The organism is Azospirillum sp. TSO22-1 (assembly GCF_003116015.1).
Classification (GTDB): Bacteria; Pseudomonadota; Alphaproteobacteria; order Azospirillales; family Azospirillaceae; genus Azospirillum.
In genome coordinates this window covers 1-13,286 of the sequence record NZ_LGQZ01000038.1, presented here as the reverse complement: position 1 = coordinate 13,286, position 13,286 = coordinate 1, and the positions used below count along the sequence as shown (strand labels likewise).

At 68.1% G+C, this 13,286-nt stretch carries 13 protein-coding genes; 4 read left to right on the top strand and 9 right to left on the bottom strand.

What is annotated here, in order from left to right; genetic code table 11:
- Positions 1-46 precede the first annotated feature (46 nt).
- Together parC and TSO221_RS11670 are read left to right on the top strand one after the other, a co-directional pair.
- Positions 47-2,311, top strand: coding sequence for a DNA topoisomerase IV subunit A (parC, locus tag TSO221_RS11675; protein WP_109118667.1), 2,265 nt, complete (start codon positions 47-49; stop codon positions 2,309-2,311).
- A 472-nt stretch (positions 2,312-2,783) separates the two neighbouring features.
- The gene (locus TSO221_RS11670; RefSeq protein ID WP_109118666.1) at positions 2,784-3,890 is read left to right on the top strand and encodes a TRAP transporter substrate-binding protein; all 1,107 of its coding nucleotides are present in this window, start codon (positions 2,784-2,786) and stop codon (positions 3,888-3,890) included.
- A 262-nt stretch (positions 3,891-4,152) separates the two neighbouring features.
- Here the strand turns inward: TSO221_RS11670 and TSO221_RS11665 are convergent, their stop codons facing one another.
- The 6 genes from TSO221_RS11665 to TSO221_RS11640 all read right to left on the bottom strand — a co-directional run bounded on the left by TSO221_RS11665 (position 4,153) and on the right by TSO221_RS11640 (position 9,520).
- Positions 4,153-5,679, bottom strand: a complete 1,527-nt coding sequence (locus TSO221_RS11665; RefSeq protein ID WP_109118665.1) for a TRAP transporter large permease subunit — start codon at positions 5,677-5,679, stop codon at positions 4,153-4,155.
- A gap of 19 nt (positions 5,680-5,698) precedes the next feature.
- The gene (locus TSO221_RS11660) at positions 5,699-6,238 is read right to left on the bottom strand and encodes a TRAP transporter small permease subunit (protein WP_109118664.1); all 540 of its coding nucleotides are present in this window, start codon (positions 6,236-6,238) and stop codon (positions 5,699-5,701) included.
- Positions 6,239-6,470: 232 nt separating this feature from the next.
- Positions 6,471-7,316, bottom strand: coding sequence for a 16S rRNA (adenine(1518)-N(6)/adenine(1519)-N(6))-dimethyltransferase RsmA (gene rsmA, locus TSO221_RS11655; RefSeq protein ID WP_109118663.1), 846 nt, complete (start codon positions 7,314-7,316; stop codon positions 6,471-6,473).
- A 24-nt stretch (positions 7,317-7,340) separates the two neighbouring features.
- Positions 7,341-7,538 carry a hypothetical protein gene (locus TSO221_RS11650; RefSeq protein WP_109118662.1) on the bottom strand — a complete coding sequence of 66 codons (198 nt, stop codon included), beginning with the start codon at positions 7,536-7,538 and terminating at the stop codon, positions 7,341-7,343.
- Positions 7,539-7,778: 240 nt separating this feature from the next.
- Positions 7,779-8,630: an alpha/beta hydrolase gene (locus TSO221_RS11645; RefSeq protein ID WP_109118661.1), complete on the bottom strand. Its 852-nt coding sequence runs from the start codon at positions 8,628-8,630 to the stop codon at positions 7,779-7,781.
- A 38-nt stretch (positions 8,631-8,668) separates the two neighbouring features.
- Positions 8,669-9,520, bottom strand: a complete 852-nt coding sequence (locus TSO221_RS11640) for a lytic transglycosylase domain-containing protein (protein WP_109118660.1) — start codon at positions 9,518-9,520, stop codon at positions 8,669-8,671.
- A gap of 137 nt (positions 9,521-9,657) precedes the next feature.
- On the opposite strand from TSO221_RS11640, the gene TSO221_RS11635 reads away from it, so the two are divergent.
- Positions 9,658-11,154 (top strand): aldehyde dehydrogenase family protein, encoded by a 1,497-nt coding sequence (locus tag TSO221_RS11635; RefSeq protein WP_109118659.1) that lies wholly within the window; start codon positions 9,658-9,660, stop codon positions 11,152-11,154.
- A gap of 424 nt (positions 11,155-11,578) precedes the next feature.
- Here TSO221_RS11635 and TSO221_RS34985 read toward each other — a convergent pair whose 3' ends face one another.
- Genes TSO221_RS34985 through TSO221_RS11625 form a run of 3 tightly spaced genes read right to left on the bottom strand, consistent with a single transcriptional unit; the run spans position 11,579 to position 12,777 of the window.
- The gene (locus tag TSO221_RS34985; RefSeq protein ID WP_146208784.1) at positions 11,579-11,809 is read right to left on the bottom strand and encodes a hypothetical protein; all 231 of its coding nucleotides are present in this window, start codon (positions 11,807-11,809) and stop codon (positions 11,579-11,581) included.
- On the bottom strand, positions 11,802-12,110 hold the full coding sequence (locus TSO221_RS11630) for a hypothetical protein (protein ID WP_109118658.1): 309 nt from the start codon (positions 12,108-12,110) through the stop codon (positions 11,802-11,804). Before TSO221_RS11630 ends, TSO221_RS34985 begins: the two co-directional genes overlap by 8 nt.
- Positions 12,103-12,777: a hypothetical protein gene (locus TSO221_RS11625; RefSeq protein WP_146208783.1), complete on the bottom strand. Its 675-nt coding sequence runs from the start codon at positions 12,775-12,777 to the stop codon at positions 12,103-12,105. Before TSO221_RS11625 ends, TSO221_RS11630 begins: the two co-directional genes overlap by 8 nt.
- Positions 12,778-13,004: 227 nt before the next feature.
- On the opposite strand from TSO221_RS11625, the gene TSO221_RS11620 reads away from it, so the two are divergent.
- Positions 13,005-13,208, top strand: a complete 204-nt coding sequence (locus tag TSO221_RS11620; protein WP_109118656.1) for a hypothetical protein — start codon at positions 13,005-13,007, stop codon at positions 13,206-13,208.
- Positions 13,209-13,286 lie beyond the last annotated feature (78 nt).

The window sequence follows — 13,286 nt, the reverse complement described above, 5'->3', positions numbered from 1 at the left end:
AACATATCCTGCTGGATTTTCTCCCCAGATCTGGTAGGTTGCCGGCATGAAGACCCCAGTGCCTGCATCCGACATCATCGACAAGCCGCTCGAGCAAGCGCTCTCCGAGCGGTATCTGAGCTATGCGCTCTCCACCATCATGGCGCGCTCGCTGCCCGATGTGCGCGACGGGCTGAAGCCGGTGCACCGGCGCCTGCTCTACGCCATGAACGAGCTGCGCCTGAACCCCGAGACGCCGCCCAAGAAGTCGGCGCGCGTGGTCGGCGACGTCATCGGCAAGTATCACCCGCACGGCGACACCGCGGTGTACGACGCGCTGGTCCGGCTGGCGCAGGACTTCGCGGTGCGCTACCGTCTGATCGACGGCCAGGGCAACTTCGGCAACATCGACGGCGACAACGCCGCGGCCATGCGATACACCGAGGCGCGCCTGACCGACGTCGCCAAGGCGCTGCTGGAGGGCATCGACGAGGACGCGGTTGATTTCCGCGCCACCTACGACGGCGACGGCGAGGAGCCGGCGGTGCTGCCGGCCAACTTCCCCAACCTGCTCGCCAACGGCTCCAGCGGCATCGCCGTGGGCATGGCGACCAACATCCCACCGCACAACGTCGGCGAGATCTGCGCGGCGCTGCGCCTCGTGCTCAAGCACCGGCAGGACCGCGTCAAGGCCGCGCTCGCCGGCAAGGAGATGCCGGCGCCGCCGAGGATCGAGGACCTCGTCTCGCTGATGTCGGGCCCCGACTTCCCGACCGGCGGCGTGCTGGTCGAGCCGCGCGCCACGGTGATCGAGACCTACCGCACCGGCCGCGGCTCGTTCCGCCTGCGCGCCAAGTGGCACAAGGAACCGCTGGCCCAGGGCACCTGGCAGATCGTCGTCACCGAGATCCCCTACCAGGTGCAGAAGGCGCGGCTCGTCGAGAAGATCGCCGAGTTGCTGACCAACCGGAAGCTGGTGCTGCTGGAGGACGTGCGCGACGAGTCGGCCGAGGACATCCGCCTCGTCCTGGTGCCGAAGAGCCGCAACGTCGATCCCGAGGTCCTCATGGCCTCGCTGTTCCAGGCGACCGACCTGGAAACCCGCTTCGCCATGAACATGAACGTGCTGGACAAGGACAACGTCCCGCGCGTCATGAACCTGCTGGAGGTGCTGGACGCCTTCCTCGACCACCGGCACGAAGTGCTGGTGCGGCGCTCGCGCCACCGGCTGGCGAAGATCGACCACCGGCTGGAGGTGCTGGGCGGCACTCTGATCGCCTACCTGAACCTCGACGAGGTGATCCGCATCATCCGTGAGGAGGACGAGCCGAAGCTCCGGCTGATGAAGGCCTTCGAGCTGACCGAGGTGCAGGCCAACGCCATCCTCGACATGCGCCTGCGCAACTTGCGCAAGCTGGAGGAGATGGAGATCCGCAAGGAGCACGACGCGCTGTCCGCCGAGAAGGCGGAGATCGTCGAGCTGCTGGGCGACGAGAGTCTGCGCTGGAAGCGGCTGGGCAAGGAACTGGAGGAGACGCGCAAGCGCTTCGGCGACGACCGCCGCACCCAGGTGACCGACGCGCCGCTGGTCATCGACATCCCGCTGGAGGCCATGGTCGAGCGCGAGCCGCTGACCGTGCTGTGCTCGCAGATGGGCTGGATCCGCGCGGTGCGCGGCCACATGAACGAGACCGAGGTCGCCGACGTCAAGTACAAGGAGGGCGACGCCGCCCGCTTCGCCATCCACTGCGAGACGACGGACAAGCTGCTGGTCTTCGCCTCCAACGGCAAGTTCTTCACGCTGGGCGCCGACAAGCTGCCGCGCGGCCGCGGCTTCGGCGAGCCGGTGCGCCTGATGATCGACCTCGGCAACGACACCGAGATCGTCGCGCTGTTCAAGCACCAGCCGGACCGCCGGCTGATCGTCGCCAGCGAGGACGGCCGCGGCTTCCTGGTGGAGGAGGGCGAGGTGATCGCCCAGACCCGCTCCGGCCGTCAGGTGCTGACCCTGGAGAACGGCCGGGGTGCGAAGGCCTGCGTCTTCGTCGGGGCCGGCGACGACCACGTGGCGGTCATCGGCAACAACCGCAAGCTGCTGGTCTTCCCCCTGGAGGAGGTGCCGGTGCTGGCCCGCGGCAAGGGCATGCACCTGCAGAAGTACAAGGACGCCAGCCTGTCCGACCTGAAGACCTTCAAGGCGGCCGAGGGCCTGACCTGGAACCTCGGCGACCGGGTGCGCACCGAGGCCGACATGCGCCCCTGGCTCGCCCACCGCGCCGGCGTCGGCAAGTTCCCGCCGAACGGCTTCCCGAAGAACAACCGGTTCTCGTAAGGCGTTCGGAACCGTTTTTCCCGTTGCGCGATGGCCGGGCTCGTCCCGGCCATTCCTTTGTCGGCCGGGGCCGGACGTGTCGCCGCCCCCCCCCCGCTATTGCGGAAAACCGCAATCCCCAAACTCCCCCGAAAATGGTAATACCGAGCCATGCTCCGGCTTGATGCCAGCCATGGGTATACGGCATAGTACTGCAATCAAAAGAATACCGGGGCGCCGGCCGTTCCATCGGCCGCAGCCGCCACCGGGACGACACGAGGGAGGCGTCGTATGAGCATGCAGGACCACGCTGGCGGACCGTCTTCGGGCCCCGCCCGATGAACCGCCGGGGAACGCCCCGCACGCGTTTCGCGCACCTCCAGCACCATCCGGGCACACCGCCGCACCGTTCCCGTCCGCCATGCCGGCCGGGCCGATGGGCGCTGTCCGCTTCACCTTGACCTCAAGAACGAGAACCCAGGGAGACCACCCGATGAAGCGTCGCGAGTTCCTGTCCACCGCCGGCGTCGGCACCGCCGCCGCGGCCGCCACGGCCACCATCGCCGCCCCGGCCATCGCGCAGTCGATGCCCGAGGTGAAGTGGCGCTGCGCGTCCAGCTTCCCGAAGAGCCTCGACACCATCTTCGGCGCCGCCGAGGAGGTCGCCAAGCGCGTGTCCGAAGCCACCGACGGCAAGTTCCAGATCCGCACCTTCGCGGCGGGCGAGATCGTGCCGGGCCTGCAGGTGCTCGACGCCGTGCAGAACGGCACCGTGCAGTGCGGCCACACCGTGTCCTACTACTACGTGGGCAAGGACCCGACGCTGGGCTTCGACGCCTCCATGCCGTTCGGCCTCAACGCCCGCCAGCAGATGGCGTGGATGACGCACGGCGGCGGCCTCGAGCTGATGCGCGAGGTGTTCAAGGCCTACAACATCGTGCAGTTCCCGGCCGGCAACACCGGCACCCAGATGGGCGGCTGGTTCCGCAAGGAGATCAAGACCGTCGAGGATCTGAAGGGCCTGAAGTTCCGCATCGGCGGTTATGCCGGCAAGGTCATCTCGCGCCTCGGCGTGGTGCCGCAGCAGATCGCCGGCGGCGACATCTACCCGTCGCTGGAGAAGGGCACCATCGACGCCGCCGAGTGGGTCGGCCCGTACGACGACGAGAAGCTCGGCTTCAACAAGGTCGCGCAGTACTACTACTACCCGGGCTGGTGGGAAGGCGGGCCGCAGGTGTCGCTGCTGACCAACGCCAACGAGTACGCGGCGCTGCCGAAGCACTACCAGGCGATCCTCGACCAGGCCTGCGCCGCGGCCAACACCTCGATGCTCGGCAAGTACGACGTGCAGAACATGACCGCGCTGAAGCGCCTCGTCGGCAGCGGCACCCAGCTGCGCCCGTTCCCGCGCGAGGTCATGCAGGCCTGCTATCAGGCCGCCTTCGACACCTACGAGGAGGAGGCGAAGAACAACGCCAACTTCAAGAAGGTCTACGAAGCGTGGCGCAAGTTCCGCGACGAGGAGTACCAGTGGTTCCGCGTCGCCGAATACTACTTCGACAGCTTCGTCTACAACAGCCCGGCGCCGAAGAAGGGCTGACGTGAGTTGACCCCTCCCCCGCCTCTGGCGGGGGAGGTTGGGTGGGGGCAGCGGCCTCCGCAAAGCACAGAAACTGAAAAAGCCCCGCGCGAGCGGGGCTTTTCTTTTGTGCTCTGGAACTTGGGAGCAGCTTGCCCCCACCCATCCACCGGTCGCCCGTAAGTCGGGCGACCGCACTTTGCCTATGATCGCCTCCGGCGCTCATTGCCTTCGGCACCGGCGCCGCGCCCCCGCCGGAGGCGGGGGAGGGCTCTTGCAATGGTCACTGCTTCTGCTGCTGCAGCTGCTTCATCAGGTCGTTGACGTCGCCAGGGTTGTTGTCGCCCGGCTGCGGCTCCATGCCCGGGTAGGCCGGCGGGGCGCCGAAGTCCATCTGCGGGATCTCGATCTGGATGGTGTTCGGATCCACCTTGGTGCCGCGGTCGAGGCCGACCTCCACCAAGCCCGGGAACATGATGACGATGCCCACCATGATGACCTGGATGATCACGAACGGCACCGCGCCCCAGTAGATCTGGCCGGTGGTGATCTTGCCGATCAGCTTGCCGGTGATCTTGTCGGTGTAGTCGGTGCGCGGCGCCACCGAGCGCAGGTAGAACAGCGCGAAGCCGAACGGCGGGTGCATGAACGAGGTCTGCATGTTCACGCCTAGCAGGACGCCGAACCAGATCAGGTCGATGCCCAGCTTCTCCGCCACCGGCCCGAGCAGCGGCACGATGATGAAGGCCAGCTCGAAGAAGTCGAGGAAGAAGGCCAGCACGAACACCAGGATGTTCGTCACGACCAGGAAGCCGAGCGCGCCGCCCGGCAGCCCGACCAGCAGGTGCTCCACCCACAGGTCGCCGTTGACGCCGCGGAACACCAGGCCGAACACCGTCGAGCCGATCAGGATGAACACCACGAAGGACGACAGCTTGGCCGTGGTGTCCATCGCCTGCCGCATCAGGCTCCACGACAGCTTGCGCTTGGCCAGCGCCAGGATCAGCGCGCCGGCGGCACCCATGGCGCCGCCCTCGGTCGGCGTCGCCACGCCGATGAAGATCGTGCCGAGCACCAGGAAGATCAGCACCAGCGGCGGCACCAGCGAGACGATCACCCGGATGAACAGCTTCATGCCGCGCAGCGTGCGCGCCTCCGGCGGCAGCGCCGGGGCGGCGTTCGGGCGGAAGATGGTGACCAGCAGCACATAGCCGGCGTACAGCGCGGTCAGCACCAGGCCCGGGGCCATGGCGCCGGCGTACATGTCGCCGACCGAGCGGCCGAGCTGGTCGGCCAGGATGATCAGCACCAGCGACGGCGGGATGATCTGCGCCAGCGTGCCCGACGCCGCGATGACGCCCGACGCGAGCCGCCGGTCGTAGCCGTAGCGCAGCATGATCGGCAGCGAGATCAGGCCCATGGAGATCACCGACGCGGCGACCACGCCGGTGGTGGCGGCCAGCAGCGCGCCGACGAAGATCACCGCGTAGGCGAGGCCGCCGCGGATCGGCCCGAACAGCTGGCCGATGGTGTCCAGCAGGTCCTCGGCCATGCCCGACCGTTCGAGGATCAGGCCCATGAAGGTGAAGAACGGGATGGCCAGCAGCGTGTCGTTCTGCATGATGCCGAACACGCGCTCCGGCAGCGCCTGGAACAGCGCCGGGGTGAGCAGGCCGAGCTTGATGCCGATGAGGCCGAAGACCAAGCCGTTGGCGGCCAGCGCGAAGGCGACGGGGAAGCCGATCAGCAGGAAGATCACCAGCGCCCCGAACATCAGGGGCGCCATGTTCTCGATCAGGAAGGCGGTCATTGCGGTGTGTCCCCCGTGCTCACGAATGGCCGTGCATCTTGTCGCCGGGCTCATCGCGCAGCCCCATCAGGAAGGCGATGCGCTTGATGAGCTCCGACGCGCCCTGCAGGCTGAGCAGCAGGAAACCGGCGGGCACCAGGATCTTGGCGGGCCAGCGGATCAGGCCGCCGGCGTTGTTGGACATCTCCGAGTGGATGAAGCTGTCCCAGAACATCGGCCAGGACAGCCAGAGGATCAGCAGCGCCATCGGGAACATGAAGAAGATGAACCCGAAGACGTCGATCCAGGCCTGCGTGCGCTTGGAGAAGCGGCCGATGACCACGTCGATGCGGATGTGCTCGTTGCGCAGCAGCGTGTAGCCGGAGCACAGCAGGAACACCGCCGAGAACAGGTACCACTGCAGCTCCAGCCACGCGTTGGAACTGGTGCTGAACACGTAGCGGACCGACGCGTTACCGGCGCTGATCACCACGGCGACCAGCACCAGCCAATAGACGAGCTTGCCGACGGCCTCGTTCAGCGCGTCGATCAGCCCGCTCAGTTTCAGCAGGATGCTCAAAAGCGGATCTCCCTGTTCCCTCGCTGCGGGCTTGGACCCGCCTGATTCTTGGTGCCCGGCTCGTGCGGGATCATCCGGTCAGGATGAGCCCGGATCGCGGCCCTTCCGCAAGCTGCGGAAATCCCTTACGGGCCGCAACCAAAATGGTAACACCTTTGCGCCTCTTTTGACGGAAGACAGGGGCTCCGCGCAAGGGGGTACAAAGCCATAGTTCGCGTGCGGATTCCCGTGGTTACGCCCGTGCCGCCCGCACGGCGCGCGCCAGTGCGGCGAAGCCGGCCACCGGCACCTCCTCGGCGCGCGCGGTCGGCGCGATGCCGGCTTCCGTCAGCAGCGCCTCGGCGTTGCCCAGCGGCTTCAGGCTCTGGCGCAGCATCTTGCGGCGCTGGCCGAAGGCGGCGGCGGTCACCGCCTCCAGGTCCGCCCAGTCGGCCGGCTCGGGCGCGGCGCGCGGCGTCAGGTGGACGACGGTCGAGTCCACCTTCGGCGGCGGCGTGAAGGCGCGGGGAGGCAGGTTGAACAGCACGCGGGTCTCCGCCCGCCACTGCGTGATCACCGACAGCCGGCCGTACGCCTTGCTGCCCGGCTGGGCGACGAGGCGGTCGGCGACCTCCTTCTGGAACATCAGGGTCAGGCTGACATAGTCCTCGATCCGCTTCAGCCAGCCAATCAGCAGCGGCGTCGCCACGTTGTAGGGCAGGTTGGCGACGATGGCGCGGGGGGCTTCGGTCAGCGCGGCGGGGTCAACCTCCAGCGCGTCGGCCTCGACGATGCGCAGCCGTCCGTCCGCCGCCTGCACCACGTCCTGCAGGGCCTCGACGAAGCGGGAATCGCGCTCGATCGCCACCACCTCGCGGGCGGGCGAGGCGAGCAGCGCGCGTGTCAGGCCGCCGGGGCCGGGGCCGACCTCGACCACGGACATCCCCTCCGCCAGCCCGGCCGAGCGCGCGATGCGGCCGGTCAGGTTGAGGTCGAGCAGGAAGTTCTGGCCCAGCGCCTTGCGGGCGCCGAGCCCGAAGCGGGCGATGACGTCGCGCAGCGGCGGAAGGCTGTGCGGATCGAAGGGGGCGGCGGTCATGCCGCGGTTATACGGCCCGGCCGGTCACTCGTCACGGATCACGTGCACCTCGGCCTTGCCGAAGAGCAGGGCGCCGACCACCAGCACGACGACGCCCACGGGGATCGCCACGGCGAGCGCCAGCAGCAGGCCCGACGCGAACAGCAGCGCCCCGCCCACAACCAGCGCGACGAGAACCGCGATCCCAAACGCGTGGAGCTTGGTGGAGGCTTGCCCGGGCATGGGGAATCCCTTATATAGGGAGGGCAGACGACAGGGGTCTCCCCCTGCCGCCCGCCTGTGAGGTTTAGAATTCAAGGGCGATGTGGAGTGCCATCCGCATCGCCCTGATCTTTACCCACAGGGTCAGAGTCAGCTTCCGCATCGTCTGTACCCTCCGATACGCCGTGGGCGGGATTGCCCTTGGCGCGGGCATTCTATGGTATTCAGCGCAACCCGTCGATGCGGCGATGTGGTGCGGACTCAGCGTTCGAGGAGGAAGCCGCGCACCGCGGCAATCTGCTCGGGCTTCATCAGCGACGGCGCGTGGCCGCAGTGCGGCACCTCGACGAGGCGCGCCTTCGGCCCCCGCCGGGTCATCTCCACCGCCGTCTCGGGCAGCAACAGGTCCGAATCGGCGCCGCGCAGCACCAGCACCGGGCAGGTGATGCGGTCCCAAAGCGGCCAGAGATCGACGTCGGCCAGGGGCTGCGCGGTGAACGCCTTGCCGATGCCGGGGTCGTAGGCCAGCGCGAAGCGGCCGTCCGGCAAGCGGCGCGCGCCGTGCTCGGCCATGTGGCGCCACTCCTCGTCGGACAGCCGGCCGAAGCCCATAAGCACCAGGCGCAGGTAGGCTTCGACGCCGCGGATGTCGTCGAACACCGGGTCCTTGCCGACGTAGCCGGCGATGCGCTCCAGCGCCGCCTTGGGGAGGAAAGGGCCGACGTCGTTGATCACCAGCCGGCGGATCGGCGACTTCGGCTGCGCCGCCAGCATCAGGCCGACCAGCCCGCCCATGGAGGTGCCGATCCAGTCCACCGACTCCACGTCGAGCCGGGCGATCAGCGCCGCGGCGTCGGCGAGGTACTGCGGGTAGCCGTAAAGGTCGGGGTTGGCGAGCCGGTCGCTGCGGCCGCGTCCGACCACGTCGGGGCAGACGACGCGGTAGGCGTCGGCGAGGTCGAGCGCCAGATGGTCGAAGTCGCGGCCGTTGCGGGTCAGCCCGTGCATGCACACCACCGTGCGCGGCGCGTCATCCCGGCCCCACTGGGTGTAGGCGATGGCATGGAAGCCCAGCGCGCTCAGGCCCAGGACGCGGCGTTCGGACATCGGCATGCGGGCGTCTCCCCTTCCGGTTGGTCGCCGGCAGTGTATCAGCGCGGCAGGGTCGCTGTCCGCCGCGCGATGACGGGCGACGGATCGGCCGCCGCCGGGTCGAAGGGATGGTTGTCGCGCGCGTACAGCCGGCGGATCAGTTGCACGTAGCTGCGCGTCTCCTCGTAGGGCGGCACGCCGCGGTGCTTGTCCACCGCGCCTTCGCCGGCGTTGTAGCCGGCCAGCGCCAGCGTCACGTCGCCGCTGAAGTAGGCGAGCAGCCAGCGCAGGTACTTCATGCCGCCGCGCAGGTTCTCCTGCGGGTCGAAGACGTCGCGCACGGCGAAGCGCTCGGCGGTCTCCGGGATCAGTTGCATCAAGCCGGCGGCCTCCTTGGGCGACACCGCGTTGGTGCGGAAGGCGCTCTCCACCCGCACCACGGCCAGCACGAGGTCGGGGTCGAGGCCGTAGGTCGGCGCCATGGCGCGGACCATGCGCACGATCTCCTCCGGCGGGGCCGCGACGCCGCGCGGCGGCGCGCCGCCCGGACGGCACCAGGGGCGGATGCGGCCGACCTCGCCGGGCACGTAGGCCACCAGTTTGCGCGCCTCGGCGTGGCCGCGGCTGGCGGCGGCGCGCAGCCACGCGGCGCCGACGCGGCGGTCCCGCTCCACGCCCAGGCCGAACAGGAAGCGCCGGGCCATGCGGTAGGCGGCCTCGGCGTCGCCGGACTCGGCCGCCTCGCACTCGCGCTTGAGGACCGCCGGGGGGTTGGCCGGAACCGCCGAGGTTCCCGGACCCCGGACCACCGCCACGCCGTTCTCCACGCTGGGTGCGCCCGCCCGCGCCGCCGCGAACGGAACGGTCGCCAGGACCAGCAGGAGCACCGGCAAAGCGCGCAGGAAACGCATCTCTCTCCCCGAATGGATGCGGGGATAATGACCTTGTCAGGGCGACTCGGCAAGCATACGGTGCCGAATGGATGCGCCCGGCGCTCCCATATCACACGGTGCCGGCCGGAGAGCCGGTGGAGGAAGAGGAAACGACCATGTCCAGCACCATCGAGCCCGTGCTCGATCCCTTCGCCCTCGCCCGCGAACTGTCGGGAAAGCAGCTGATCGACGGCCAGCTGGTTGCCTCGCGTTCGGGCCGCACGTTCGACGTGGTGAACCCGGCCACGCAGGAGACCGTGGGGCAGGCCGCCTGGGGCGACGAGGCCGACGTGGCCGCCGCGGTGGCCGCCGCGGTGAAGGCGCAGAAGGAGTGGGCCCGGCGCCCGGCGCGCGAGCGCGGCCGGCTGGTGGCCGAGTGCGGCCGCATCCTCGACGCCCACAAGGAGGAGATCGCGCGCCTCGTCGCGCTGGAGACCGGCAAGGCGCTGCGCACCGAGAGCCGGGTCGAGGCCGGCGTGCTGTCGGACGCCTTCACCTTCTTCGGCGGCCTGGCTCCGGAGATGAAGGGCGAGACGGTGCCCTTCAACCCGGCGATGCTGACCATGACGGTGCGCGAGCCGATCGGCGTGGTCGGCGCGATCATCCCGTGGAACGTGCCGCTGCTGCTGATGGCGCTGAAGATCGCGCCGGCGATGGTGGCGGGCAACGCGGTGGTGGTGAAGTCGGCCGAGGAGGCGCCGTTCGCCGTGCTGCGCGCCTGCCAGCTGATGCAGACGGTGCTGCCTCCGGGCCTGCTGAACCTCCTGTCCGGCATGGGGCCGGAGTGCGGCGCGCCGCTGGTGGCGCACCCGAAGGTCGGCAAGGTGACCTTCACCGGCTCGGTCGAGACCGGCAAGATCGTCTACAAGACCGCCGCCGACAAGCTGATCCCGGTGACGCTGGAGCTGGGCGGCAAGAGCCCGATGATCGTCATGGGCGACGCCGACGTGGACAAGGCGGTGGCCGGCGCGGTGGCCGGCATGCGCTTCACCCGCCAGGGCCAGAGCTGCACCGCCTCCTCGCGCATGTACGTGCACGCCGACGTGCACGACGACTTCGTGGCCAAGCTGAAGGCCAAGGTCGACGCCATGGTGATGGGCGACCCGCTGGACGAGGCCACCGACATCGGCGCCATCGTCAGCCGCCAGCAGTTCGACAAGGTGCGCACCTACATCCGCATCGGCGAGGAGAGCCCCGGCGCCACGGTGCTGAAGTGCTCGGCCATGCCGGCGGACCCGAAGCTGGGCAAGGGGCTGTTCGTGCAGCCGGCGCTGCTGGTGGACATCCCGCGCGATTCCGCCCCGGCGCGCGAGGAGATCTTCGGCCCGGTCGCCTGCATCTTCAAGTTCACCGAGTACGAGGACGCCATCCAGGCGGCCAACGACACGGAGTACGGCCTCGCCGCCACCATCTGGACGCGCGACCTGAAGACCGCCATGGACGCGGTGCACCGCCTGGAGGCCGGCTTCGTGCAGGTGAACCAGAACCTGGTGGTGCAGCCGAACCTCAGCTACGGCGGCGTCAAGGCATCGGGCCTGGGCAAGGAGGCGACGCTGGAGTCGATGCTGGAGCACTTCACCCACAAGAAGACGATCATCATCAACATGGGATGATGGTACGGTGCCCCTCCAAGGGTGAAAAAGCTAAGCAAATCAACAAGTAAGGGGGCTTCGGCCCCCTTATTTCGTGTTGCAAGGTGTGGTAAGCTGGAACCGTTGATTTTCCTCGGTTTCCAAGCGTTGCCGGATTTTCCGTGCAACACCGATGCAACACCGAACGGCCGATCTGTTCGTGCTGCGTTCCCATAAAGAAAGCCCCGGCGCTGGGCCGGGGCTTGTTCGTCAGACTTCGTCCAATACCGAAGGCGGGAAGCGCCGGTTCACTCTCTCGAACGTCGGCGGCGGGCTGGGTGGCGCTTTCGTCAAGCCAAGAACTTTGAGGATGTCTTCCAGCGGGACGTTGCAGCAAGCGGCGAGGGTGTGCACGTCCAGCACTCCATGCGCGCGCCGGATAGCTGTGATCTGCCAGGACGGGAGGTCACCCATTGCCCGCCCCCGTCGCCTCTGTGAGCACCTTCTCCCACTTGTTCCGCAGCTCCTCCAGATGGCCGGCCAGATGATGCGCCAGGAAGGCTAAAGCCGTACCGCTGTTCGTGGCGCCGAAGCTCTCCGCCATCATGTTGAGCGCCGCCGCCGCGCCCTCGGCCATGGTGAGCGGGTGCTCAAGCTCGGAGAGCCTGGACCATTCAGACCGTTCGGGATTAGCCATGGCGCACCCCCTGCGCACGGGCGAACAGGTTGGAGCGGCACAGCGGCAGCACGTCGAAGACGGACAGCCGGTTATCGTCGGGCAGTTGGTCGAGTTCACCTCGATCCTCCTCCGGCTCCCGGTCGGGGTCGCCGTCCACCGTGTCGAGGAAGGCGATCAGCTCGTCTATCGTCCGCTCGATCTGCCGGCGGCGGTAGCCGGGCAGCCGGCCGAACGTCTGCACGTCGGCCAGGGCGGATTGCAGCAGCGCGGAGCCGGTGGCGTCCGGGCCAATGCGGCGGCGGGTATGCAGGTCAACCATGGGCCGCCTCCGCCTTCTCAGCCTCGGTCAGGAAGTCGGGATGCCCCAACCCGGTCAGCATAAGGCCCGTGTAGGCGTGGGCCATCAGCAGGGCGTTCATGTTGGCGTTGGCGTGCGCTTCCTTGCCCCACCTGCCGCGGGCCATCCGCATGGCGTTGATGGCGATGGTCAAGGCCCGGTCGGGCGGCAGATCAGGAATGGTGTCAGCCGCCAGTTCAAACATGCCCTCGAAGGAAGCGAGGTCAGGCGAGGGTAGAACCTTCTCCGTTTCCTCGGCCGCCGCCTCGTCGTCCCGGATCTCGCGGAAGCGGGCGACGATGGCGTTACAGGTCTCTTCGTATTCGTCGGTCGGGCTGTGGTGGCGGATCTCGCACATGAGCCGCACGAACTCGCGGGTGGTTCCGTCACTCCGCAGCCACTCCTCTTCCCAGCCCGTCCCGCACAGCGCGACCACAGGCGGAACCTCCGCCCTGGTCACGGCAACGGGGATGGTGGCTGGTAGGGCCGCCAGCGGCGCCGCAGCGACGACGACGGGGGCAGCGGAGGCGAGAACCGCAGCGGTGCTAAGCAGCGCGCGGCGGTCCAGTGCGGATTGTTCGGAATGGGCCGGCGCAACGGGGCTTGCGTCTGCAACCGGTTCGGGTATGATGGGGACGAGTTTAGGCATTGCCGGCAGCTCCTCTCTAGCTGGGCGGTATGTCAGGGGCCGGATTGGCATTCGCGGTGCCAGCCGGCCCTACTCATTTGCGGGGAGTGAGCCCCGCTGCTCGTGGCTATGCCGAGCGTCTACACATCCGATGCTCCACTGATGGGACAGGCATGAAGGGGGTGTTGATACCCCCATCTATCGGATGTTATAAAACATCGGATGTTTCGTAAAGACGGACTTTGACCATGGTCTGTGACCTTGATATGCAGCCTGACATGGCTCAAAAGGCAGACCGCAAAGTCACGATGCTCATCACCGAGGATGAGTTGCGCGAGATTGAGGACGCATGGCATGAGGACCGGATGCGGTCCCGTAACGAAGCCATCCGCGATCTGCTACGGCGTGGCATCGACGCGCGGAAAAAAGAGCGCATTGCCAGCAAGGCGTAATGCGGGACAGCGCCGCTCGTCACACCTTGCGCGCGCCGCGTGTACTGGTATCATTCCCTTGCAATGGTCCCCCCCCCC